Here is a 22,728-nt window from a genome sequence, read left to right as displayed (position 1 = left end):
CGGACGCGGGGGTGACCGGGGTGGTCCGCCGTGCCATCCTGGCTGCCACGGCGCGCGTCACGGGGGGCTGCGATGCGTCAACGGGCACTGCTCATCGGCTGCCGCACCGGAGTGCTCCGCGGCGTGGAGGCCGATGTCGCGCTGATGGCGGACACCCTCACGCCCCTCGGCTTCGAGGTGACCCGGGCCACCGGGCGACGCGCGACCCGGCGCGGCCTCATCGAGGCCTACCGCGCGCTCGTCGACGCCACCGAGGCCGGGGACGCCGTCGTCGTCTACTACTCGGGCCACGGCGGCCAGGCGCGCGCTCCCCGCTCCGCGCCCGCCGCCCCGGGGCGCCCCGACCGCCTGCGGTACCTGTGCCCCACCGACATCGACGAGCCCGGCCCGCACGGCCCGTTCCGGGGCCTGTTCGCCGATGAGCTGAGCCTGCTGCAGGACGAGTTGAGCGCCCGCACCGCGAACGTCACGACCATCATCGACAGCTGCCACTCCGCCCGCATGGCCCGCACCGCCCGACAGGTCCCCAAGGCCCGTACGGACGGCCGCGACTGGGCGACGGTGTACGGGGCCTGGCGGACGGCCGTGCGGGCCGCTCCGCCCCGCACGGGCCGCCCCGCCGCCGAGTCGAACCCGTCCGTCGTACGTCTCGTGGCCTGCGAACCCGACGCCAGCGCCTACGAAGTCGAGCTGCCCGGCTTCGAGGGCCCGCGCGGCCTGCTCACCGCGAGCCTCGCCCGGCTGCTGCGCGCCCCCGGCGCCGACCGGCTGACCTGGCGCACCCTGCTGGGCCTGCTGCGGCCCGCCGTCCTCGACGTCGTCCCCTTCCAGCGGCCGGAGGTCGAAGGGCCCGCGGACCGGCTCCTGTTCGACACCGCCGAGCAGCGGGCCACCGGCGTGCTCCCGGTGGGCTTCGACCGGGTCGGGGCGTATCTGACCGGCGCGGAGCTGTTCGGCATCGCCATCGGCGACCGGTACGCGCTGGTGCCCCCGGGCGGCGACCCGGAACGGCCCCTCACCACCGCCGCGGTGGACCGCGTGGAGGCCGGGACGGCACGGCTGCGCATCCAGAGCGAAGGCGCGGCCGACCGGGCAGCGGGCAGCGCGACCCGCCCCCCACCGGGCACCGAGGCACACCCGCTGCACGTCTCCTTGGGCCGCCGCCCCGTCCTCCTGACGCCCGCGGACCACCCCGACCACGCCCGTGTGGCCGCGCGGCTCAACGCCTGCGCCCACGTGCGGACCGCCCGCAGCGACGAGCCCGCCCTGGCCATCCTCACGCTCACCGCCGACGGGCTGTGCCTGGCCGACGCCGAGGGCGAGCCGCTGCGCTCCGCCGCCACCCCCACCACCGACACCGCGCTCGACTCCCTCACCCTGGACCTCCAGCAGCTCGCCCGGGCCGCCCACGTCCGCGCCCTGGCCTCCGGCACGGGCCCGGCCGCGCTGCCCGACGACGTCACCTTCCACTACGCGCTGCTGTGCGCCGACGACACCCAACAGCCCCTGGACCGCGGCGGCGCCGACGCCTTCCAGGCCTTGCCTGCCTTCCCTGCCTTCCACGGGGACGAGATCGTCGTCCACCTCCACAACCGGGCCGTCGAACGCCGCTACGTCTCCGTGTTCGACATCGGCCTGCGCGGGGCCGTCACCCAGCTCACCACCACCGAGCCCGCGGGCGTCGGCCTCGACCCCGGCGACCACTACGAGCTGTTCCGGCTCCCCGGCAGCCACCGCCTCGCGGGCATCGAGCTGTACTGGCCCGACGGCCTGCCCCGCGGCGCGCCGCGCCCCGAGACCCTCGTCGCCGTCGTCACCGACCGCCCGCAGGACCTGACGCGGCTCGCCCAGCGGGGCATCGCCCGGCGCGGGCCCGGCGGTTCGGCCCTCCAGCGGCTGGTCGACGACCTCCTCACCGGCGTCCGCGACGCCCGGCCGCCCGGGACCGCGGAGCCCGGGGTGCGCTACCGCGTCACGCGCTGCGACCTCCTCCTGCACCACGGGCGCCGCCCCGGCCGGCCCGCCCACGACCCGGACGCCGGAAGGTGACCGTGCCCTACCAACAGCGCATCGAGGGCGACGGCCGCGACCGCTTGTGCCGCGCGCCCATGTGCCGCGCCACGCGCGCGTGGAGACCCGCGAGAAGCTCCTCCCGGACGGCGAGGGCCGCTACCGCCCGGTCGGCCGCCGGAGCATGGTGGGGCTCGACCCGGTCTGGCACGGCTCGACACCGATGTGCGCGGCGCTCCAGTACGCGCGCAAGGTGCTCAAGCGCTGGGCGGCCCGGCACCGGGAGCACGGCCCGCACGTGTGGCGCTTCCTGCGCCGGTGCGACGAGGCGGACCTCACGGCGAAGGTGCGGGCCCTGTGGCGGCGAGGCGCTTCCTGGTGGTCAGCCCCGCAGGGTGGCGATGGCCTTCTCGATGCGCCGCTGGCGCGTGTCGGGCCTCTTCGCGCTCTCGATGGCACGCACGTGTTCGCGCTTGCGGCTGTGGGTGAGGTTGTCGTACGCGGCGCGGGCGACGGGGTCGTCGTCCAGGGCCCGGGCGAAGTCCGGGGGTTCGACGACGACGCGCGGCCGGGTGTCGAGCGCGACGTCGACCTCGACCTCCTCGCCGATCGCGACGCCCGCGGCCTGCCGGTTGGCGTTGCTGAGGCCGAGCAGGTGGCGGCCGCGCAGGATGGCGACCCGGCTCTGCCAGGAGTGCCCGTTGACCGTGATCGTCACCGGTGGCCGGGCGCCTCCGCCGAGCGCTGCCACCACCTCGGGCGGCACTTCCAGGCCCCGCATGGGCTCGGGCGGCTCGACGTGGGTCCGAAACTTCATGGTCTTCCTTCTGTCGTTCTGTCGTTCAGGACGGCATGGGGGCGTGCGGCGCGGCGGCCTCCCAGGCGAACCCGTCCGGGTCGGTGAAGGCGCCGGCGGTGCCGCCGATGACGACGCGGTGCGAGCCGGCGCCGTCGACGGGCACGCCGAGGTCCTTGGCCAGGGCACGGCGCTTGTACAGCGCCAGCTTGACGGCGCCGACCTGCCGGGGGCGAACTCGACGTACTTGCCGCCGACGCTCTTGGCCACGGTCAGGCCCCGGTCCGCGTAGAACTGCTTGGTGGCCTTCACGGCCTCGACACCGAGGAGGAGGACGACCTCGTCGATCCGGCGGGTGTCGGGGCCGGTGTCCTTCTTCGCCGAGGTCGCGATCTTCCAGATCGTCCCGTCCGGGGCCCGGACGACGCCGCTGTAGCCCCACAGCGACTTCGCGGCGGGCTTGAGGACCGTGGCCCCGGCGTCCACGGCGGCGCCGAAGAAGCCGTCGACGGTGGCGGGCCCGGACACCGTGAGCCCCAGGGTGAAGCCGCGGAATCCGGTGGAGTGCGCCGCGGACGCCCGCAGGCGTATGTACGCGTCCACGCCGAAGGCGCCGTAGAAGCGGTGAGCGGCCTCGACGTCGGCCACCTCGAGGGTGACGGACGTGAGGGACGTGTGGGCTGCGGTGGGCGTGGTGGTTGCCATGGCCATCACGCTAGGGGCTGTACGGGGGCCGGGGCTTCTCGAATCCTGACCGGTCGTGCGACCTGCTTCGCCACGCACGCCGGCATCCCCTCCACGTCGATCGCCGCCCCCGCGTCGCGGGTCGTGCCCGCGGCGTCGGCAGGGTCGGCCGCCGCGTCCGCCGCCCGGCACCGGAAGGCCGCGGGCGGCACGCCGACCAGCTCGGTGAAGCGGGTGGTGAACGTGCCGAGGGACGCGCAGCCGACCGCGCGGCGGACCTCGGTGACGCCGTGGTCGCCCCGCCGCAGCAGCGCCGCCGCCCGCTCGACGCGACGCGTCATCAGGTACGCGTACGGCGACTCGCCGTACGCGGCCCGGAACTGGCGGCTCAGCTGCCCGGCGGGCATGTTCACGGCATGAGCGAGCGCCTCCACGTTCAGCGGGCGCGCGTACTCCCTGTCGATCCGGTCGCGGACGCGGCGCAGCCGCGCGAGCTCGGCCAGGCGCTGGGCCTGGACCCGCGCACGCCGCCATTCGGGCTTACACATGGGATCCCCCCTTCGTCGACACCCGCACGGCTCAGCGCAGCTCCTGGATCCGGATCAGATTGCCCGCGGGGTCGCGGAACGCGCAGTCGCGGACGCCGTACGGCTGCTCGGTCGGCTCCTGGACGACCTCGGTGTCACCGGCCTGCACCTTCTCGAACGTGCCGTCGAGGTCCGGGGTGGCCAGCAGGATCCAGCCGTAGGTGCCCTTGGCCATCATCTCGGTGATCGTGCGGCGCTCGTCCTCGGTGATGCCGGGGTCGGCAGCGGGCGGCGCCAGCAGGATCGACGTGCCCGGCTGACCGGCCGGGCCGACCGTGATCCAGCGCATCCTGCCCTGCCCGACATCGCTGCGGACCTCGAAGCCGAGGACGTCGCGGTAGAAGGCGAGCGACGCGTCCGGGTCGTCGTGCGGAAGAGCAACCGTGTGAATGGTGATGTCCATGACGAGCAGGCTAGACGCGGCTCCGTGAGCGCGCTTCTCGATTCCTGATCGATCCGGACATCCCCGGACGCCACGGGTGCAGGCCGGACACCAGTTCCTCCGGAGCGCCCGCCTGCCGGGGGCGCGATCGCAGTCGGTGGCGAGGCGGGCGGCCAGGGCCGCCACGTGAGGGTCGGGGGAGCAGGCGAGGCGGTCCCACAGGGGAGTGCCGCGCGGCGGGCGAAGTCGGCAGCGCGGAAGATCAGGTTCTCCTGGGCGCGCAGCTTCCACGGGCCCGGGTCCGTGGCCACGGCCAGCGTCGACAGGAAGACGACGGAGGCGGGGAAGGCGTCCGGGCGCACACCGCGCAGCCCGCCGTCCTCCTTGGGGTGGCGGTAGCCGGGGTGACCGGCGTCGGCGCGCGGCCACTCCTGCCCGACCCGCACCCACACCCCGTCCAGGTCGACCCGCTGGAGCCGCAGCTCGTCGCCCACCAGGAAAGGGTGTCCCCGGGCACCCAGGGCATCAGGACCACCGGCCATCAGGTGCCGTCCATGCGGATGCCCCGCTCCAGCCACGTCGCCGGGGTCAGCCCGGGGCAGGCGCGGCCCTGGAGGTAGCTGCTCAGCGCGTCGTAGCGCTGGGCGCCCGCGGCGGGCGGCCGCGTCATGCAGCGCGCCGCGTGGGCGCCGCGCGGCCCCGAGCAGCCGGAACACCCCCGCGCTCCGCCCGGAGCTGGTGCGCGGCATGCCGAGCCGGTTGAGGTCGAGGACATCCCCGGCCGGCTCCGGTTCCGCGAACGCCGTGGCCGGGTCCCGCACCGCATCCGCGGACGCGGTCTTCGTCGGTCGGCGCGCGGGGCGGCCCGGCGTGAAGCTCATGCCGCGCTGCCTGCGGGCCCGTCGTTCGTGCCGTGCGCCCCCTCGGGCCCGCCGCGCCGCGGTCGCCTCATGCCCGGTACACCGCCCGGCCCGGCAGCTCGCGGCCGTCGACGTGCGCCCACAGCCGCAGCCCGGCGAGCACCTGGCCCTTGCGCCCGCCCGCGTCCAGGGGGATGTCGTTGCCCCCGGTGCGGCGGCGCGCCTCGCGATAGGTCGGGGCGAGCACCTGCACGGCGACGTCGGCGCCGCTGTCCCGCACCCGGCGCCGCAGTTCGAGCACGGCCCGCTGGGACGCCTCGGCGACCCGCGCCCACCAGCTGCCCGGCGCGGCGGGCGGCAGGTGCAGGACCGAGCACAGCGCCTCGTCCACCGCGAGGGCGGCCCGCAGCTCCTCCGGGGAGCCCGGCGGCTGCCGGGCCAGGCGCCCGAGCCGCTGGGCGAGCTCCAGCCGGTAGGCCGCGCGGTGCTCGGCGTCGCACAGCGGCGCCACGCCCCGGCGCGTCACGCTCTCCAGACAGTGGTGCAACTGGACGTCCAGGCAGGTCAGCTCGGTCACCCAGCCCGCGAGGACGACGCCGACGGCGAGTGGCGACCGCAGCTCACCGACGGCCCCGGGCGCGCCGTGGTCGCCGTCCGCGGCGGCCACCGCCCAGGGCGCCAGGGACCCCGTCGCGCCGAGACGCACACCCGTGACCCCCGCCCGGGGCAGGGGCGGCAGGAGGACCTCGACGCCGTCGAGCGCCCGCCACTCGTCCCACCGCTCCTCGGTCGCGTCCCGCGCCGCCACCGCCAACTGGTCCGCCCGCGCGCGCCACCGCGTCGCGTACGCCCCCGGCAGGCGCAGCAGCGTCAGCTGGAACCACCGCCACAGCGCGGCCGTGTCGGCGTCCCCGGGCACGGCGAGCGGGCCGAGGAAGGAGGCGCTCTCCTGGCTGCACGTCAACTCCGCGGCCAGGGCGGCCAGCTCGGGGTCGACGGCCGGGACGCTCGGGGAGGGCCGCGCCACCGGCCCCGGGGGCACCGAGGTGACCGGCTCCCGCGTGACCGGGACGGGCGTGCCCATCGGCGGGGTGCTCTCGTCGGACTCCGCGGCTACGGCGGCGGCCCCCGTGGCTTCGGTGGCTGACGCGGCTTCGTCGGATGCAGGGGCCCGCCCCGGGGACGAGCCGACCGCCCCCTCCGGTGCCAGCGCCGCCGCCACCTCAGCGAGTGCGGCCCTGCACTCCCGCGCGCCCGCGTCGTCGGGCAGCGCCTCCAAGGCCACGCCCAACGCGGCCCGCAGGCCCGCCAGATGGGCCCGCGCCAGCGCCGCCAGATGCGAATCGGGCAGTCGGCTGAGCCTGCGCAGCGCGTCCACGGCGGTCAGTGCCCGCCGTTGAACGGGTCGCGCTCGGCGATGTACGAGGCCTTCGTGTCGCTCATGTCCACCCGGAACACCGAACCCGGCGCGCCCCACATCCCGGCGAGCGAGTCGGCCCTCCAGTACGGCACCGGCGCCCGGTGCACCCGCAGCCGCCCCTGCTCGTCGAGCGTCGCCACGTACGGGACTCCTTCCTCGGCCTCCGCCCCTTCCGTGCCGTACGCCCCCTCGGCGCCGCTCCGCCCGGGCACCGGCACGACGCCGAGCAGGTCCCACTTCCGGTCGGGCTCGCCGGGGTAGCGCAGGTAGAACGACCAGCCGTCGTGCGGGGGCGGGCCGAGCGGGCCGCTCGTCATGCCCCGTGTCGCCCGCGCGCCCGGGCCCGCGCCCGGCACCCGGAAGACCTGGTCGAAGCGCGGCGCCTCGCCCCCCGCCGAGCCGGGACGGCGCGGGTCCCGCGGCAGGCTGAACACGACCACGCCCTTGTCCGGACGGTCCCCGGCCACGCGGTTGTCGGCGACGATCTCGACCGGCACCCACTCGCCTCCGGCGCCGCCGAGGTCGAGCTGGACCGGGGCCGGTCCGTCCACCTCGTACTGCGGCGCGCCGCGCGAGAGATGCACGGCCAGGTCGAGATCGGCGTTCACCTCCACCTGGAACGTCGCCTCGCGGGTCCACTCCGCCATGTTCAGGCGGAAGCCGGGCTCCTCGAGGCGCACCCAGGCGTCCGGGTCGAAGGCGCCCCACTCCTTCCAGCCGGTGCCGATGTTGCGGTGGATGCGCAGGCTCGCGGGCAGGCTCTGCCACTTGCTGCGCACGGCCCAGGTGCCGCCGGGGCCGATGGGGCTCAGCCGCGCGCCGACCTGGAGCAGGGCGTGCGTGGGGTCGTTGGCCGCCAGCTGGTACGTCGGCCCGAAGTCGCACGGCAGGTAGTAGCTGAGGTTGTCCACCTCGATGCGCAGCACATAGCGGCCGCGGCCGAGGACGCCCTGGGCGTTGCGCACGGAGTGCGCGAAGCGGCGCACGTGGTGGCCCCAGCAGGCCCCGATGGACGTCGCCTTCTTGCCGTACTCCTCCTCCACGGCGATGCCCGCCGGGTTCCAGCGGACCTCCCTCTCCCGCCGCAGCCGCCGCTCCAAGGTGTGGCGCACCAGCGGCATCCGGCTGCTCTTGCCGGTGAGGAAGATCCGGTCGAGCTCGGTGCCCGTCACGATGTTCTTCGTGAGGGCGACCACGAGGTCCATGATCCCCTCGAGGTCCGGTGCGAGGAGCCCCGCGAACGTCGCGGCGTCGAGCACCGGCGCCCACGCGCCGCCCCCCTCCCCGTGCGCGCCCGCCGCCCCGAGCCGCCCCAGGAGCACCTCCAGCGTCTCCGGCAGCGGCCGGTACGCGGCCTCGCCCGCGCCGAGCCGGAACTTGGCGTCCTCGGCGAGCTCCCACAGCAGCCAGAACGTCTGCTCCGCGTCCTCCCGGGAGACCGTCACCACGGTCTCGGCGCTCCAGCGCGTCGGCACCACGCGGTCCACCAGGTCCGCCGGATAGCCCTCCATCTCGGGGTCGCGGTCGAGCAGGGTCCGCGGCACATAGCGGCCGTCCACGGCGTACGGGCCCTTGAGCGAGCCCACGACGTGCTCGAAGCGCTCCGGCTGACTGGTGAGCAGATGGTCGGCGAAGGCCGCCTTGTACCAGCGGAAGAGGCGCAGCGTCATCAGGTCGCCGCCCAGCTGGAGGTGCCCGGTGGAGCCGAGCAGCGTGGGCGTGAGGACGTACAGGCGGCCGGTGAACCGGGGATCCTGGCCGGGCACCGGGTCAGGGGTCGCGTCCTTGAGCCGCAGATTGATCAGGGCGAGGTCCGTGGTGCCCCCGCCGATGTCGATGACGAGGACGTTCTGCTGCCAGGCCCGGTCCGTGCCGGGCAGCGGACGGCAGCGCGCCCGGAACGCCTCGACACCGGCTACGAAGTCACCGCCGAAGTCCCGCATGATGAAGAACAGCGCGGCCGCCACCGCCTCGTCGAACTGGGTGTCCACCAGCGTGACGCCGAGCCCGTCGCCCGCGCCGCCCGCCCCCGCCCCGACCAGCTCCCGCAGCCTGCGGCGCACCGCTGGCGGTGCCACCGTCGGGTACGTCATGACGACGTGATCGAGCCTGCCCTGGTGGAACTCCTTGGGGTTGGCGGCGAGGTATTCGTCGGTCTGGTCGAGCAGATAGCGCAGGCCCTCGCGGATCAGGTCGTCGGCCGTGAAGGGCTCAAGGCCCGGCATCACGTGGTCGCGGCCCAGATATTGCTTGACGCCCCGGTGCGACTGGGCCCCGCCCGTGGGCAGGCCCCCCACCGGGATCCGCTCCGGACCCATGCGCACCCGCAGCTCCGGATCGGTGGCGACGACCTCGATGCGGCTGGCCAGCTCCGTGGTGCCCGACTGGTCGAGGTCCACGGGGAACAGCCTGAGCACATCGAGCGGCAGCACGTCGAAGGCCCGGTGGTAGCACTGGTGCAGGAGCGGGGTCGCCGCCCGGCGCAGCCGCTCGTCCCGGGACGCGACCCGCAGTTCGAGCGCGGTGTACAGCGCGTGCACCCAGCCGTCGCCGCCGTGGCCGCTCTCCAGGGCGTCGGCGAGCGCCTGACCGCCGTCCGCCCCGGGGCGCGGAGCGTCGCCGTCCGTGAGGTACTGCCGGGCGACGTCGGTGAGCAGCTCGCGCCACTGCGCCCGCTCGCCGCCGCACGCGTCCGGATCGGTGAGGAGCTTCCGCAACTCCTCGCGCAGCCGCGCCTCCTGGTGCCGCGACATGGCGCGCACGTCGAGCTGGCGCATGTCGTGGACGGTGACCGTGGAGTTCGTGGTGCCGAAGTCCACCGCCGCGAAGCCGAAGTGCCGCACGGCGCCGTCCGGGACCCGGCGGGCACCGGGCGCGGGGGCGGGCGGCGTGCTCCGGGCAGGCCCGGGCGCCGCGTGCGCGGGGGTGCCCCCGGCCGGGCGCGACCACAGAGTGGCGTCGTACCACTGCCCGGAACCGGAGTCCTGCGCCGGAGCGGCCCGGGAGACCGGCGGGGCCGACGGGACGGGCGGGGACATGGCCATGTCCAGCCGGAGGGTGGTGGCGAGTTCGGTGGTGGCGTGGGTGGTGTCGACGGGACGTCCGGTGACCGGATTGATCTCGTGGTGCGTGAAGCGGACGACCAGCGGCAGCGCGGTCACGCCCGGCGGCCCGGCCAGCGCCACGGGACCGCGTGCCCGTACGGTCGTCGGCGCCTGGACGACCTGGCCCTCCACGGAGCGGAACGCCCCGTCGAGCGCGGCGGCGTCCAGCGCCGGAAGGCCGGGATCCGTGTGCAGCACCTCGGCCTTGCTGACGACGACACCGCCGCCGGTCGGCCGCAGCTCCACATCGGGCAGCTGGACGGCCGACAGCGGGCCGAGCAGGGTGAATCCGCCGCCGCGGGCGTCCGCCACACAGGACGGCCCCGAGGCTACGAAACGGGCGTGCAGTCCCATGGCGTCTCCGTGGATCAGGCCTTGCGCGTGGCGTCGGACGGTGTGGCGGGGCTCTTGACGGTGGACACTCGCGCGCCCTGGGGCGCCCCGGAGTGCGGTGACGGCCGGGGCAGGGGCATCGCTTCCAGGCGCCCGGCCAGGTCGAGGGGCGCGGCACCCTGGGCCGGGCCCTCGGCCCGCAGCCCGGACAGGAGCAGCTCGGGCGTGTCCGTGGCGTTCACGAACCGCTCGCCCTGCGCCAGGGCCTTGCCCGCCTGCCGCGCGAACTCCGCCTGGTGCGCGGCCAGATGGCCGTGCACCAGATCCACGAGCGCGGCCACCAGCTCGCGCCGCATCCGGACGACGTGCACGACGTGGCGCTCCAGCGGATCGCGGTCCTCGGGCTGGTCCGGATGCCAGGGGAAACAGCGGTCGAGGCGCAGCGGGAAGCCCGCGTCGACGTCCGCCGGATCCGGCTGCGGAGGCACCGTCTGCCGCAGCTCGGCGCGGTACCACTCCGGGTTGGTCGTCGCGATCAGCGCGCCGAGCCGGTCCCGGCGCGGCGGCGGCAGCCCCCCGCGCCGCTGCTCCTCGGCGGTGATCTCGATCCAGCCGCGGCGCAGGTCCTCCAGCACCCCGGCGTGCTCGTCGAGCCGCTCCTCGTACGCGGCCCGGATCCGGTCGTGGACGAGCGCCAGGAGCGCCTCGTGGGACGCGCGGAACGCCACCAGCAACTCCTCGGGGCCATCCGGAATGCCGGGCGCCGGATCGCTCTCCGCGGCGGGCTCCTGGGGGAAGAGCCCGAGGAGCGCCAGCTCGTCCTGGATGTGCTGGGCGAAGTCCGCGTCGCCCTCGGTGGCGTGCGGCACCACGACCAGGTGCCGCTCCCGGTCCACCGCGGCGAACAGCTCCTTCCACTGCGGCCACGCGGCCACCGCCATGGCGGCCTCGTCGACCAGGTACCGGCGCAGCGCGTCATCCCCGCGCGCCCCGTCCGTGGCCCGCTCCAGGACCAGCACCTCGCGCAGCGCGGCCAGCGCCTGCCGCGTGGCGTGCAGGGTCCGCTGGATCTCCTGGTACGCGGGCGGGTACTCCACCTCCGGGTGCGCCGCGCGCTCCGCGGCGATCAGCGCGAGCCGGGCCCGGTCCACCGCTGTGGCCCGGCGGCGCACCGCGCCGGCCTTGAGGGTGCCGCCGTGCTCCCGGGCGTGCCCGGTGAGTTCACCGCGGAGCAGCCGCAGCCCGCCGTCGCGGGCGTACTCCCGCAACGCCCGGATCAGCTGGCTGCCCGGGGCATCGGCTTCGAGCCGGTCGGCGACGCGCGCCCACAGACCGGTCAGCGCCGGCTGCCCGGCGCCGCCGTCGGCCTCGCGCACGCGGGCGCGCGCCCCGCCCGCCCCCTCGCCGCCGAGGGCGCCGGAGGCGCGCAGCGCGGCGAGGCCCACCATGGGCGAGACCAGGATGAGCTGCTTGTGCTGCCCGGCGGGCAGCAGCGACTGCGCGGCCTCGACGACGGTGTCGAGCATCGCGGTGTCCGGCTGGCCGAGCAGCCGTCGCTCCGTCAGCCGCTCGGGCGAGTCCAGGAGCGCGGCCCGCAGCCCGGCCGGGTCGTCGACCGGGAGCTGGTCGAAGCGCCCGCCCGCGACCAGGATGCTCTCCCGCAGCTCCTCGTCCGACCTGCGCTCGCGCCCGTCCGCCGTGGGCTCGCGCAGCATGTCGAAGAAGTCCTGCTCGCTGCCCACGGGCCCGCGCTGGGCGTTCATCAGGACGAGCACGGTGTGGATGTCCCGCAGCTCGCGGCGGCTCAGGAACCGGTCCCGCTCACCCGACATCTGGCTGTTCAGACCGGGGAAGTCGAGGAGCGTGAGGGCGCCCACGTCCGCCAGGTCCCACACGGCCCGCGGCACCCGCACCCGCAGCTCGATCTTCCTGATCAGCGGCACGCACGCGGCGAGCACGTCGTCCGGGATCCGGCCGCCCGGCGCCACCGCGTCGCGCCGGTCCCAGCCGCCGCCCGGGTCCGCCGGCGCGTCGGGAAGGGACATGGCCCGCTTGGCCTGTGCGTCGGACAGGTCGTAGCGCCGCCCGAGCAGCGGCGCGCCCTCTTCGTACGCGGCGTGCAGGCGCAGGGTCTCCGCGGCCACCGCGGTCATCTTGGAGCCCTGCGCGACACGGCCGTGGCGATGACACCAGTCGACCAGCGGCTGCCACCCCTCGGGTCCCGGGCGCGCCGCGCGCAGCGCGTCGAGCTCCCGCTCGCCAAGACCTTCCAGGCCCGCCAACTCCCCGATCCTGCGGTGCAGATGCGCCATCAGCTCGGTCGTCTCGGGCGCCGTGCAGTAGACGACCGAGCGTTCCTGGAGGGTCGGCCCCGGCTCGTCGTCGCCGGACTGGTCGATGCGGATGGCCGTCACGTTGCCCGTGGTCGGCACGTGGCTCACCGACAGGAGGCCCGGCATCCCGAGCAGCGCCTCGATCAGCAGCGACTTGCCCGCGCTGAACTCGCCGACGATCCCGATCGACAGCGGATCGCGCGCCTCGCCCAGCAGATGCGCGACGGCCGAGCGGAACTCCGCCCGCCGGGAGGCGAGGGCGCCCTCGTCCGTGTCGTCCCTCTCGTGCGCCGGAGCGCGCTCCAGGGCCTCGAGCATGCCGACCGCCCACTGGGCGTACGTGTCCGTGCTGGCGCCCATGACAGCGGACCTCCCCCCTGCGCCGCCCCCGCGCGTGGTGCCGCAGGCCCCTGGGGGACCGTGACCAGCCCGCCGCGGTCGGCGCTCAGGGCAATGTCCCGCGAAACGCCCCCGCTGGGCAACAGGATGTGCCAATTTCCCTGAATTCGCACGGAGTTGTACTTGGCGGGACATCCACCTGGCACCTCGGGCTATGGCCACGCCGCGCCAGCAGCGCACACAGCGCTTCACGGCCTTCGCCGCCGCCTACCTCGGCACGGACGAGCTGGGCTGGACCACAGGCACCGTCAGCCGCACGTCCTGGAGCCTGGGCCGCCCCGTCGTCTGCTACCTCATGGAACGCTCGAAGAGAGCGTTGTACGGCTCGGCGTGCCGCCGCACCACACCATGAGCTGACGAGCAGGGCAACGGAACAGGCAGGTCAACGGGGCGTCAGGAGGCCGTCCACCAGGGCTCGGAGCCCCTCCAGGTAGGTGTCCTCGGCGGTCAGTGGTGACCACTGGTCCGCGACCTGCGCCAAGCGGGGCAGCTCGCTCGGGTCGAGATCGGCGAAGACCTGCTCCCGGTAGGTGGGCCGGTCGTCGTCGGTGCGCCGCCGGGCCGCTGTCACGCGGACCACGATCTCTCCGGCGGTGTAGTACCAGATCGCGCGGTAGCCGTGTACGGCCCGCTCGGGGGATAGGCCGCATGCGACGAGGCCGTCGACGATCTGCTCGACGAACCAGAGGGCGGATGTGGCCATCAGGTCGTCGGCGGTCAGCACCTCCACGATCCACGGGCAGGCGGCGAGTGCCTCGTGGATCGTGGCGGCGGCGACGATGATCCGCTCGCGGGGCCGAGCGGGCAGTTCGGGTCGGTGCAGCGTCCGCGTGGCGTAGTCGTCCAGCAACAGGACGAGCAGTTCTTCCTTGTTGCGGACGTGGTGGTAGAGCGCCATCGGCGTACTGCCGATCTCCGTAGCCAGCCGCCGCATGGTCAGCCGGTCCACGCCTTCCGCGTCCACGATCCGACGGGCCGTTGTGACGACCTCCTCGCGGGAGATGCGAGGGGGTCGGCCGGGGGTTTTGCGCGGTGCGGACGGTTGCGGCATGCCCCCATCATCCCCCAGGTGTCGACAACGCCGATCCTCTGACGCTAGTTTTCGTACATGTATAAAAACTTGCGAGGGCGACCCGGAGTGGTGCTGGCAGCCGTGGCCGTCGCCCAGTTCGTCGTCGCCCTGGACCTGTCCGTGGTCAACGTGGCCCTGCCCGAGATCCGCACCGCGCTGGGATTCGCACCGCTCGATCTCTCGTGGGTCGTGCATGTCTACGCGCTCACGCTCGGCGGCTTTCTGCTGCTGGGAGGCCGCGCATGTGATCTCTACGGCCGACGACGGCTGTTCGTGCTCGGCCTGGCCGTCTTCGGGCTGTGCTCACTGGCGGGCGGGCTCGCCCAGGCCCCCTGGCAACTGATCGCCGCGCGCGCAGGCCAGGGCCTGGGGGCCGCCGCGGCCACCCCGGCCACGCTGGCGATGCTCACCGTCACCTTCCCCGAGGGCCCGCGGCGCGTGCGCGCGCTCGGGGTGTGGAGCGGGGTGAACGCCGCAGGCGGAGCGCTGGGGGTGCTGGCGGGTGGGCTGCTGACCCAGTACGCGGGCTGGCGCTGGGTGATGCTGATCAATCTGCCCATCGTCGTGGTGGCCCTCGTGCTGGTCCGCGCAGGCGTGCCCGCCGAAGCGCGTCCCGCCCGGCGCGAGAGGCTGGACGTGCTCGGTGCCGTCCTGGCCACCGGTGGAATCGGGCTGCTGGTGACTGCTGTCGTACGCACCGACGCCCAAGGGTGGAACTCCCCGGCCACGTGGACGATGCTCGTCGCCGCGGCCGTGCTCCTCGGCGCCTTCGTCGTCACCGAATCCAGGTCTGCCGCACCGCTGTTGACGCTCGGCCTGCTCCGCAGCCGCTGGGTCGCCGGCGCCAACGTGCTGGTCTTCTTCTCCACCGCCGGGCAGTTCGCGGCGTTCTACTTCGTGTCCCTGTACATGCAGCAGGTTCTGGGCATGGGGGCCGCAGCAACCGGCGCCGCATTTCTGCCCTTCTCCGCAAGCCTGGTCGCGGGCAGCGTCATCGCGACCCGCGTCACCGCGGCACGCACCCCCCGTGCGGCACTGGTGCCCGGCGCCCTCCTCGCCGCCGCGGGCCTGGCCTGGTTCGCCCGCATCAGCCCCGAGGGCAGCTTCCTCACCGACGTGCTCGGCCCCTGCCTCGTCACCGGCCTCGGCGTCGGACTGGTCATCGCCCCGATCGTCGCCGCCGCGACCACCGGCGTCGCCCCCCACCAGGCCGGCATGGCCTCCGGCCTGATGAACAGCTCCCGCCAGCTCGGCGGCTGCGTCGGCCTGGCCGCGCTCGTCACCATCGCCGCACACCGCACCGGCACGGCCACCCACCCCGCCGCGCTCAACGAGGGCTACGCCCTGGGCCTGGGCATCGCCGCCGCCCTCTTCGTGATCGCGGCGGCCGTGGCGATCGGAGTACTGCCCCGCCACCGGACCGAAACGTCGGCGCCACGCCCGGCCACCCCCACCGAGAACCGACTGCCACGACCCGCCGCCCCCGCACAGAACCGACTGGCGCGACCCGCCACCCCAGCAGAGAACCGACTGGAAGGAACGCCGTCATGACGACGACACCCCTCTCACCCCTCTCACCCATCGACCTGTTCGCCTCGGCGCTGCACCTCCACCCCGACGGCGACGTCAAAGCTGCCGAGCGGCGGATGGCGAGCAGCGACCCGGGCGCCTGGCAGCTCGCGACGTTCCACGTAGAGAACGATGCCGACGTGCACGCCGACCACTGGGAGATGCACCCACAGGCCGATGAGGCGGTCTGCTGCCTGACCGGCGGCGTACGCCTCTACCTCCGTCCCACCAGGCCCGACGGCACCGAGGACATGGTGCAGTTGCGGCCAGGCACCGCCGTGATCGTCCCCCGTGGCCGCTGGCACCGCCTGGAGCTGGACGCCCCCAGTGACCTCATGTCGATCACCCTTCGCCACGGCACCCGCCTCGAAAGACGTACCGACACTCGCTGACAGCGGGGTGGGTGGCCCGGCCGAGCCTGCCGCCGGGCCACTCCGAGGCAACTGGCCCGTCCACCCCGGGTAGCCCAGCGGTGCTTCCGGTGCTGGGGCTCAGGCCTGGGTGAGGGCGGCGTCGAGTGTGGCGACGAGCCTGTTGATGTCTTGTTCCGTGATGTGGAGGTGAGGGCTGATGCGCAGTGCCGCGCCGCGTACTCCGATGTGGACGTCGGCGTGGGTCAGAGCAGCCAGGAGTTGCTGGCGGACGCCGAGGGGGACGTTGATGCCGACGATGTGCGGGCCGCGAGGGGCGGGTACGGTCAGTCCTCGTTCCTGTGCGGCGGTGGCGATGCGGCCGGTGGTGGCGCTCAGTGTGGCGGCGATGCGGGGGACCGTCCACGCCGTGATCCGTTCGAGCGCGGCGATGGCCATGGGGGTGAGTTCGAAGGCCGTGCGCTGACCCATGTCGAAGCGTCGGGCGCCGGGCTGGTAGTCCGGACGGTAGTCCACCAGCCGGGCGAAGTCCTGTGCGCCTTGGCGGAGGATCCAGTTCTCCTCCAGGGGACGGCCGTTGTGGTGGGTGGGGTCGACGTAGAGGTAGCCGAGGCCGAACGGCCCGAGGAGCCACTTGTATCCGACGGTGACCAGGAAGTCGGGCCGCAGCGTCTTCACGTCGAGCGGCATCGCCCCGGCGGACTGACTGGCGTCGATGACCAGTGCTGCCCCCACGGCTCTTGTGGCGTCGGCGATCGCTTCGAGATCCAGCAGGGAACCGTCGGTCCAGTGGACCTGGGGCAGGGAGACCACGGCAACGGTCTTGTCCAGGACGTTCAGGACGGCCTCGGTCCAGGTCTGACCGGGGCGGCGTGCCACGGTCAGCATGCTGGCCCCGGTGCGTTCGGTGAAGCGCCACCAGGTGTAGATGCCGGAGGGGTACTCGGCGGCCAGGACCAGGACGTGCTGTCCGGGGCCCGCGTTCAGGTTCTGGGCCGCCGTTGCGATGCCGTAGCTGGTGGCGGAGATCAAGGCGATGTCCTCGGCTCGGGCGCCGATGAGGTCGGCGAACAGTTCCCGGCGGCGTTCGGCGGCGGTGAACCAGTCCTCGCTGGTGATCTTCCAGGGCCGGGCGCGGTCCTGCAGCGAGGCGTTGCCCGCGGACAGTCCGCTGCGCAGGGTCGGGGCGAGACTGGCGGTGTTGAAGTAGGCGACGTCGTCAGGGACGTCGAAGAGGTGTCGGGCGCAGGGGAGCTGCTGTGCGCCGGAGAAGGCAGTCATGATGCGGCCTTTCGAGAGGGCGAGGACGCAAAGGGACGTGAACGGGTCTTGGCGGAGGGCCCGGCCCGGGACGAAGGTGGCGACAGCGACGATCTCCCATGAGCCGAAGCCTGAGGTGGTACCACCACGCCGGTGAGGCGTGCCCTTGTCGACAGCAGCGCGAGCACGAGTGGTGAAAGACCGTGCTGGCCGCCAGCCATGCGGGTGCCGATAACCGCGCGACACTCCCTGGGCGGGCCCGGGATTCGGCAGCGCCTTTCCGTAATATCCATAGCTCTATTGTTGAAAGCGGTGACGCTTTAAGCCATGGACAACTATTAGCGCGAGAGCCGGAATGCCTACATATCGCAAAGGGAAGACCGGGAAGGTCTTTCAGAACGACAAGAACCTTTTTGACGACATCGGGCTTCGGGTGCTCGCACGGCTCAGGGACGACCCACGGCTGAGCATGTCCGAGCTGGCCCGCCGGGTCGGGGTGTCCGCCCCCACCGTCACCGAGCGCGTGCAGCGCTTGGAAGGCGCGGGGGCCATCCGCGGCTATCGCCTCGATCTCGACCCCGCGGCACTCGGTCTCCCCGTCGCCGCCTACGTCCGCATCCGGCCCGGGCCCGGACAGCTCCGCAATATCGCTGAACTGGCCGCCCAAGTACCGGAAGTGGTCGAGTGCCACCGCATCACCGGGGAGGACTGCTTTCTGCTGCGTGTCCAGGTGGCCGCCGTCGACGCCCTGGAGGACGTGCTCGACCAGTTCCTCCTCTTCGGCCAGGCCACCAGCTCCATCGTTCAGTCAACCCCGGTCCCGCCACGGCATCCGCCTCTGCCCGATCCCTGACTGATTGCGGTATGTCATGCCCTGGCTGGCTGCCGACCGCTACTCGTCCCTACTCGGGGGAGGGCTCGGCCGGCCCGGGGGCGAGGTCGGGTTCGCCAGCACGGCTGGCCAGGATGCGTAGGGCGTCTTCGGAGCCGCTGCCGGGCTCGGCGCCGTAGGTGAAGAGGATCAGGCCGTCGCCGGGCAGGTCGAGCGTTTCGTAGGAGAGGTGGAGAAGGCCGGCATCAGGATGCTGGATGACCTTGGCGCCCTGGTGGAACTGGAGGATGCCATGGTCGGCCCAGCGGGTGCGGAACGCCTGACTGTGGGTGGACAGGTCCGCGACGAGATCGGTAAGGCCCTTGTCGTACGGATCGCGGCCGGCCTGGGCGTGCAGGAGGGCGACGAGGTTGTCCGCCGCGCTCTCCCAATCGCCCCAGAACTGGCGGGAGCCGGGGTCGAGGAAGGTGAACCGGGCGTGGTTGGGCGTGGTGTCCCCGGCGGACTCGATCATGGGGGCGTAGAGGATGCGGCCCAGGGCGTTGGCGGCCAGCACGTCACCGCAGCCGTTCACGACGAAGGCGGGGCCGGTCATGGAGTCCAGAAGGTGCTGAATATTCGGCCGTACCGTGGCAGAGGGAGACGAACAGCGCCGACGTCGGTGCCCCATGCCGGCAGTGCGGGCGAGGCTCTCCAGATGGGTGCGGTCGTGCTCGCTCAGCCGCAGTGCACGGGTTAGGGCGTCCAGGACCTGGTCCGACACCCCGGACAGGTCGCCGCGCTCAAGGCGGGCGTAGTAGTCGACGCTGATCCCGGCTAGCTGGGCGACCTCGGCGCGCCGTAGCCCCGGCACCCGGCGAGTGCCATGGGCGGGCAGTCCCGCCTCCTGCGGGCTGATCCCGGCGCGGCGGGAGGTGAGAAACGCCCGGGTCTCGGCTGCGTGGTCCACGGGAGCCAGGTTAGGCGGATCCGCCTGGTGGAGGGGGCGCAGGAGAGGCGCGGAAGGGTGTACTGGCAGTACGCCCTTCATCAGTGGCTTCCCCTGAGTCCGAGAGCTAGGTTCCTTCAGAGAGGGGTATAACGGGCGATTTCGTCATGAGGCTGAAAGTGAAGGTGGAACTGTCATGGCCGACACCTCGGAAATGATCAATGGCTTGGTCGGCGGGATGTTCACCCACCCGGTCCGGACACCGCTCCTGCACACTCCGGACGAGTACGGGATGGCCTACGAGGACGTCACCTTCCCGTCCCTGGACGGTACCCCACTGGAGGCGTGGTGGATCCCCGCCCCCGGCTCGGACAAGCTGATCGTCGCCAACCACCCGCTGCCGATGAACCGCTACGGCTTCCCTTCGCACCTGGAGCCGTGGAAGCAGATGGTCCCCGGCGGCAACGACTTCGAGGTCAACTTCCTGCCGGAGTACAAGGCCCTGCACGACGCCGGCTACAACATCCTGACCTACGACGCCCGCAACCACGGCCACAGCGGTGCCGCCAACGGCGAGCTCTTCACCTGGGGCCTGTTCGAGTCCCGTGACGTGGCCGGTTCGCTCACGTACGTCAAGTCCCGGCCCGACACCGCCGGAATGACGCTCGGTCTGCTCAGCCGCTGCATGGGCGGCAACTCCACCTATGTCGCGATGGCCCGCCACCCCGAACTCTTCGAGGACGTCCGCTGCCTGGTCAACCCACAGCCGGTCTCCCTGCGGGTGATGGCCGGACAGGCCCTCGGCGCGATGGGCATCGCGGACCGGATCGACGACTTCGACCGGGCATTCCAGCTGGTCACCAGCTTCACCATCGACCAGGTGTCGCCCATCGAGTACGCGAAGAGCTGCCAGGTGCCCACCTTCATCACCCAGGTCCGCGATGACGTACTCACCCGGCCCGAGGACGTACAGGCGATCTTCGACGCGATCCCCGTCGCCGACAAGAAGCTGTTCTGGATCGAAGGCAGCACCCGCCGCTGGGACGGCTACACCTACTTCCCCGAACACCCGGAGCAGTTGCTCGACTGGTTCGACACGCACATGAAGTGAACCCATAGAGCCCTCGGGTCGCCCGAGCCGTCCGAGGGTCCGCAGAACGGTGATGAACTCCACCGCCGCCACGGCGGCGACGAGAACGTCCCGGCTTCACGTGTCTCGTTTGCGCCCCACCCGCATGATTCCGGCCCGCCCGAAGCCGAGGTCAGGCCGCTTGACCGAGGCCGCCGACGGTGGTGGCCATCGGATCATGCCCCGCCAGCAAGACCCCGCCGACCGACAGGCCACGACCGACGCGCGCAGGGGCGGCAGCCCTGTGATCGGCTACAGCTTCGTCCACACAACCGTCGACGACCACTCCCGGCTCGCCCACAGCGAGGTCTTGACCGACGAACGCAAGGAGACCGCCGCAGCCTTCTGGCAGCGCGCCAACACCTCCTTGACGCCTTGGCAGAGTTCATCCACACGTACAACCACCATCGCGGGCACACTGCGCTCGGTGGTCAGTCGCCCATCAGTCGAGTCAACAACCCTGCGGGCCAATACACCTAGCTCGACCGGAGCGTCGTGCGGACTGCGGACTGCGGGGGCCGGGTGTCAGGGAGTGGGGCGGCAGGCTGCCGCGCAGCACCGTGGCGTTGGGCCGTGGCATGGCTCCTCATGCCCGCAGGTGGCGGATCACCGCGAGCACCCGACGGTTGTGGTCGTGCGACGGGGGCAGCCCCAGCTTGTCGAAGACCGACGCCACATGTTTCTCCACCGTGCCTGCCGACACCACGAGGGCCTGCGCGATCGCCGCGTTCGAGCGGCCCTCCGCCATCAGCTTCAGGACCTCCCGCTCCCGCTCGGTCAACGACGCCAGCTCCGCCGCCCGATGGCTCGCCCCGGCGAGCTGGGTGACGACTTCCGGGTCCAGGGCGGTGCCGCCGGCCGCCACGCGCTCCAGGGCGTCGGTGAACTCCGCGACGTTGGCTACCCGGTCCTTGAGCAGATAGCCCACACCCGCCGAGCCGTCCGCGAGCAGCCGTGTGGCGTACTTCGTCTCCACGTACTGGGAGAAGAGCAGCACCCCGGTGCCCGGGTGGGTGCGACGGATGTCGATGGCGGCCCGCAGGCCCTCGTCGGTGTGCGACGGCGGCATGCGGATGTCGACGACGGTGACGTCCGGCCGGTGCTCGGCCACCGCCCCGCGCAGCGCGTCCGCGTCACCGACGGTGGCACACACCTCATGGCCCCGCTCCATGAGCATCTGGGCCAGCAATTCCCGCAGTACAGCGGCGTCCTCGGCGATCACTACACGCATGGCGGCATGCTCTCACGCGTGCATCGGCAGCTCGACGACGGCTGTCGTCGGTCCGCCCTCGGGACTGTGGACCGTCAGTCGGCCGTCGACGGGCCGCACCCGCTGGACGAGGCCGGTGAGCCCGCTGCCCGCGCCGATCGTCGCACCGCCCCGGCCGTCGTCGACGACCTGGAGCCGCAGCATCCCGTCGTGGCACTCGTCCACCGTCAGGATCGCCTGTGTGGCGCCGCTGTGCTTGATCACATTGGTGAGCAGCTCGGCCGCGCAGAAGTAGGCGATGGTCTCGATGGCAGGGGTGGGACGTCGGGGCACATCGGTGGTCAGCTCTACAGGGATGCTGCTGCGGGCGGCGAGCGTGGCGAGCGCGTCGGGCAGGCCGTCGTCGAGCGCAGGCGGATGCAGCCCCCTGGCGAGGTCGCGCAGTTCGGTGAGTGCCTCCGTGGCGTTCCGATGGGCTCCGTCCACGAGTTGCCGTACGCGGACCAGGTCGATGGAGGCGCCGTCGCCGGAGGGAGTGGCTCCATCCTCCGTGCCTGGTGGGCCGAGCCGCTCCTTGATCATGTCGAGGCTCATGGCCACCGCGACGAGCCGGACCTGTGCCCCGTCGTGCAGGTCGCGCTCCACGCGGCGCAGCAGCGCCACCGAGTCGTCGACCGCGAGGGCACGGGTTTCCTCCAGGTCACGCACCCGGTCGGCGAGTTGACTGGTGCCCAGCAGGGCGTGCAGCAGCCAGCGGTCCGCTCCCACCACCAGACGTGTCGGCCAGGGCGCGAGCAACAGCAGCACCACGCCGAGTGCGAGGGCCCCGAACGTCCCGGCGAAGGTGTCCACTGCTAGTCCACCCGCCGGAACGGGTGTGAGGACGGGCATGCCTTCGTCGTCACCGGGGCCCGGCTGCTGTCCGAAGACCGCCCACCGCAGCGGGGCCGTGACATTGACGAGACCGGTCAGCCACCACAGCACCGCGTACATCCCGAGCGCGCTCACCGGCAGTTTCACCAGGACGTAGGACACGGTCCGCCAACCCGCGCCGTCCCGCAGCCCCGCGTCGAGCCGTCCGAAGAGCCCCGTGCCCGCTTGCGGCGGCTCCAGTGGTGGCAGCCGCTCCCCGAGGAACGCGGAGGCCATGCGCCGGTGCACCCCGCCGAGGGCCCGTGCCAGCCGCACCCCCGTGACGAGGATGAGGACGCCGACGACCGCGCCAAGGAGCGACACCGTCAGGCCCGCGCCCAGGGCGAGGAGCACCGTCAGGACCACACCGCCCACCAGACCCAGCGGAAAGGCGAGCAGGCAGTACGCGACCTCTCTCCAGGCGCGCCGGGTCAGTGGCGCCCGCACCACCATGAGGAGGAAGGACCGTGCCGGGGCGGCGGGGGAGGGTGAGCGGGAAAGGGGCTTGCTGGAGTCGTGCATAGTGATCATTTTCCT

General features: G+C 73.1%; 18 protein-coding genes and 2 pseudogenes. 7 read left to right on the top strand and 13 right to left on the bottom strand.

Translation table 11 applies throughout. From position 1 onward, the window contains the following. The first annotated feature begins 72 nt into the window (after positions 1 to 72). Entirely contained in the window at positions 73 to 2,049 is a 1,977-nt protein-coding gene (locus AC5WAM_RS02695) for a caspase family protein (RefSeq protein ID WP_495521398.1), read from the top strand. A 343-nt stretch (positions 2,050 to 2,392) separates the two neighbouring features. Here the strand turns inward: AC5WAM_RS02695 and AC5WAM_RS02690 are convergent, their stop codons facing one another. From AC5WAM_RS02690 to AC5WAM_RS02655, 8 genes and pseudogenes are all read right to left on the bottom strand, one after another. Continuing rightward, positions 2,393 to 2,791, bottom strand: a complete 399-nt coding sequence (locus AC5WAM_RS02690) for a YdeI/OmpD-associated family protein (protein ID WP_495523491.1) — start codon at positions 2,789 to 2,791, stop codon at positions 2,393 to 2,395. Between the two features lie 61 nt (positions 2,792 to 2,852). Continuing rightward, a pseudogene (locus tag AC5WAM_RS02685) lies at positions 2,853 to 3,517 on the bottom strand (glyoxalase). Continuing rightward, positions 3,517 to 4,038: a helix-turn-helix transcriptional regulator gene (locus AC5WAM_RS02680; protein ID WP_495521397.1), complete on the bottom strand. Its 522-nt coding sequence runs from the start codon at positions 4,036 to 4,038 to the stop codon at positions 3,517 to 3,519. Before AC5WAM_RS02680 ends, AC5WAM_RS02685 begins: the two are co-directional and overlap by 1 nt. Positions 4,039 to 4,069: 31 nt before the next feature. Then, positions 4,070 to 4,480, bottom strand: coding sequence for a VOC family protein (locus AC5WAM_RS02675; protein WP_366790010.1), 411 nt, complete (start codon positions 4,478 to 4,480; stop codon positions 4,070 to 4,072). Between the two features lie 520 nt (positions 4,481 to 5,000). Continuing rightward, positions 5,001 to 5,129 carry a hypothetical protein gene (locus AC5WAM_RS02670; protein ID WP_495521396.1) on the bottom strand — a complete coding sequence of 43 codons (129 nt, stop codon included), beginning with the start codon at positions 5,127 to 5,129 and terminating at the stop codon, positions 5,001 to 5,003. Positions 5,130 to 5,407: 278 nt separating this feature from the next. Next, positions 5,408 to 6,697 carry a hypothetical protein gene (locus AC5WAM_RS02665; protein WP_495521395.1) on the bottom strand — a complete coding sequence of 430 codons (1,290 nt, stop codon included), beginning with the start codon at positions 6,695 to 6,697 and terminating at the stop codon, positions 5,408 to 5,410. Between the two features lie 5 nt (positions 6,698 to 6,702). Next, on the bottom strand, positions 6,703 to 10,197 hold the full coding sequence (locus AC5WAM_RS02660) for a hypothetical protein (protein ID WP_495521394.1): 3,495 nt from the start codon (positions 10,195 to 10,197) through the stop codon (positions 6,703 to 6,705). A 14-nt stretch (positions 10,198 to 10,211) separates the two neighbouring features. Continuing rightward, entirely contained in the window at positions 10,212 to 12,869 is a 2,658-nt protein-coding gene (locus AC5WAM_RS02655; protein WP_495521393.1) for a hypothetical protein, read from the bottom strand. Between the two features lie 193 nt (positions 12,870 to 13,062). On the opposite strand from AC5WAM_RS02655, the gene AC5WAM_RS02650 reads away from it, so the two are divergent. Continuing rightward, on the top strand, positions 13,063 to 13,260 hold the full coding sequence (locus AC5WAM_RS02650) for a hypothetical protein (protein ID WP_495521392.1): 198 nt from the start codon (positions 13,063 to 13,065) through the stop codon (positions 13,258 to 13,260). A gap of 30 nt (positions 13,261 to 13,290) precedes the next feature. Here the strand turns inward: AC5WAM_RS02650 and AC5WAM_RS02645 are convergent, their stop codons facing one another. Beyond that, positions 13,291 to 13,959: a TetR/AcrR family transcriptional regulator gene (locus AC5WAM_RS02645; protein WP_495521391.1), complete on the bottom strand. Its 669-nt coding sequence runs from the start codon at positions 13,957 to 13,959 to the stop codon at positions 13,291 to 13,293. A 57-nt stretch (positions 13,960 to 14,016) separates the two neighbouring features. On the opposite strand from AC5WAM_RS02645, the gene AC5WAM_RS02640 reads away from it, so the two are divergent. Beyond that, positions 14,017 to 15,531 (top strand): MFS transporter, encoded by a 1,515-nt coding sequence (locus AC5WAM_RS02640; protein WP_495521390.1) that lies wholly within the window; start codon positions 14,017 to 14,019, stop codon positions 15,529 to 15,531. Then, positions 15,528 to 15,941, top strand: a complete 414-nt coding sequence (locus tag AC5WAM_RS02635; RefSeq protein WP_495521389.1) for a cupin — start codon at positions 15,528 to 15,530, stop codon at positions 15,939 to 15,941. Before AC5WAM_RS02640 ends, AC5WAM_RS02635 begins: the two co-directional genes overlap by 4 nt. Positions 15,942 to 16,040: 99 nt before the next feature. Here AC5WAM_RS02635 and AC5WAM_RS02630 read toward each other — a convergent pair whose 3' ends face one another. Further along, positions 16,041 to 17,201, bottom strand: a complete 1,161-nt coding sequence (locus tag AC5WAM_RS02630; protein ID WP_495521388.1) for an aminotransferase class V-fold PLP-dependent enzyme — start codon at positions 17,199 to 17,201, stop codon at positions 16,041 to 16,043. Positions 17,202 to 17,535: 334 nt separating this feature from the next. Between AC5WAM_RS02630 and AC5WAM_RS02625 the strand changes: the two genes are divergently transcribed. Then, the gene (locus AC5WAM_RS02625) at positions 17,536 to 18,033 is read left to right on the top strand and encodes an Lrp/AsnC family transcriptional regulator (RefSeq protein ID WP_495521387.1); all 498 of its coding nucleotides are present in this window, start codon (positions 17,536 to 17,538) and stop codon (positions 18,031 to 18,033) included. A 49-nt stretch (positions 18,034 to 18,082) separates the two neighbouring features. Here the strand turns inward: AC5WAM_RS02625 and AC5WAM_RS02620 are convergent, their stop codons facing one another. Further along, positions 18,083 to 18,961 carry a helix-turn-helix transcriptional regulator gene (locus tag AC5WAM_RS02620; protein ID WP_495521386.1) on the bottom strand — a complete coding sequence of 293 codons (879 nt, stop codon included), beginning with the start codon at positions 18,959 to 18,961 and terminating at the stop codon, positions 18,083 to 18,085. 175 nt (positions 18,962 to 19,136) lie between these two features. On the opposite strand from AC5WAM_RS02620, the gene AC5WAM_RS02615 reads away from it, so the two are divergent. After that, on the top strand, positions 19,137 to 20,051 hold the full coding sequence (locus tag AC5WAM_RS02615) for an alpha/beta hydrolase family protein (RefSeq protein WP_495521385.1): 915 nt from the start codon (positions 19,137 to 19,139) through the stop codon (positions 20,049 to 20,051). A 268-nt stretch (positions 20,052 to 20,319) separates the two neighbouring features. Next, positions 20,320 to 20,549: pseudogene (locus tag AC5WAM_RS02610) on the top strand (IS481 family transposase); the annotation flags it as partial. Positions 20,550 to 20,655: 106 nt separating this feature from the next. Here the strand turns inward: AC5WAM_RS02610 and AC5WAM_RS02605 are convergent. Both AC5WAM_RS02605 and AC5WAM_RS02600 read right to left on the bottom strand, forming a co-directional pair. Next, entirely contained in the window at positions 20,656 to 21,300 is a 645-nt protein-coding gene (locus AC5WAM_RS02605; RefSeq protein WP_366790024.1) for a LuxR C-terminal-related transcriptional regulator, read from the bottom strand. Between the two features lie 12 nt (positions 21,301 to 21,312). Continuing rightward, positions 21,313 to 22,713: a sensor histidine kinase gene (locus tag AC5WAM_RS02600; RefSeq protein ID WP_495521384.1), complete on the bottom strand. Its 1,401-nt coding sequence runs from the start codon at positions 22,711 to 22,713 to the stop codon at positions 21,313 to 21,315. Positions 22,714 to 22,728: the final 15 nt, after the last annotated feature.

Source organism: Streptomyces sp. JLYT201, assembly GCF_059448825.1.
The sequence above is the reverse complement of the archived record's forward strand: the minus strand, read 5'-3'. Positions and strand labels throughout refer to the sequence as shown.

Bases quoted from the DNA above. Each gene is read 5' to 3' on its own strand.
- AC5WAM_RS02615 (WP_495521385.1), top strand. From the start codon at position 19,137: ATGGCCGACACCTCGGAAATGATCAATGGCTTGGTCGGCGGGATGTTC.
- AC5WAM_RS02635 (WP_495521389.1), top strand. From the start codon at position 15,528: ATGACGACGACACCCCTCTCACCCCTCTCACCCATCGACCTGTTCGCC.
- AC5WAM_RS02605 (WP_366790024.1), bottom strand. From the start codon at position 21,300: ATGCGTGTAGTGATCGCCGAGGACGCCGCTGTACTGCGGGAATTGCTG.
- AC5WAM_RS02680 (WP_495521397.1), bottom strand. From the start codon at position 4,038: ATGTGTAAGCCCGAATGGCGGCGTGCGCGGGTCCAGGCCCAGCGCCTG.
- AC5WAM_RS02660 (WP_495521394.1), bottom strand. From the start codon at position 10,197: ATGGGACTGCACGCCCGTTTCGTAGCCTCGGGGCCGTCCTGTGTGGCG.
- AC5WAM_RS02695 (WP_495521398.1), top strand. From the start codon at position 73: ATGCGTCAACGGGCACTGCTCATCGGCTGCCGCACCGGAGTGCTCCGC.
- AC5WAM_RS02630 (WP_495521388.1), bottom strand. From the start codon at position 17,201: ATGACTGCCTTCTCCGGCGCACAGCAGCTCCCCTGCGCCCGACACCTC.
- AC5WAM_RS02655 (WP_495521393.1), bottom strand. From the start codon at position 12,869: ATGGGCGCCAGCACGGACACGTACGCCCAGTGGGCGGTCGGCATGCTC.
- AC5WAM_RS02670 (WP_495521396.1), bottom strand. From the start codon at position 5,129: ATGACGCGGCCGCCCGCCGCGGGCGCCCAGCGCTACGACGCGCTGAGC.
- AC5WAM_RS02600 (WP_495521384.1), bottom strand. From the start codon at position 22,713: ATGCACGACTCCAGCAAGCCCCTTTCCCGCTCACCCTCCCCCGCCGCC.
- AC5WAM_RS02690 (WP_495523491.1), bottom strand. From the start codon at position 2,791: ATGCGGGGCCTGGAAGTGCCGCCCGAGGTGGTGGCAGCGCTCGGCGGA.
- AC5WAM_RS02625 (WP_495521387.1), top strand. From the start codon at position 17,536: ATGCCTACATATCGCAAAGGGAAGACCGGGAAGGTCTTTCAGAACGAC.
- AC5WAM_RS02675 (WP_366790010.1), bottom strand. From the start codon at position 4,480: ATGGACATCACCATTCACACGGTTGCTCTTCCGCACGACGACCCGGAC.
- AC5WAM_RS02640 (WP_495521390.1), top strand. From the start codon at position 14,017: ATGTATAAAAACTTGCGAGGGCGACCCGGAGTGGTGCTGGCAGCCGTG.
- AC5WAM_RS02650 (WP_495521392.1), top strand. From the start codon at position 13,063: ATGGCCACGCCGCGCCAGCAGCGCACACAGCGCTTCACGGCCTTCGCC.
- AC5WAM_RS02645 (WP_495521391.1), bottom strand. From the start codon at position 13,959: ATGCCGCAACCGTCCGCACCGCGCAAAACCCCCGGCCGACCCCCTCGC.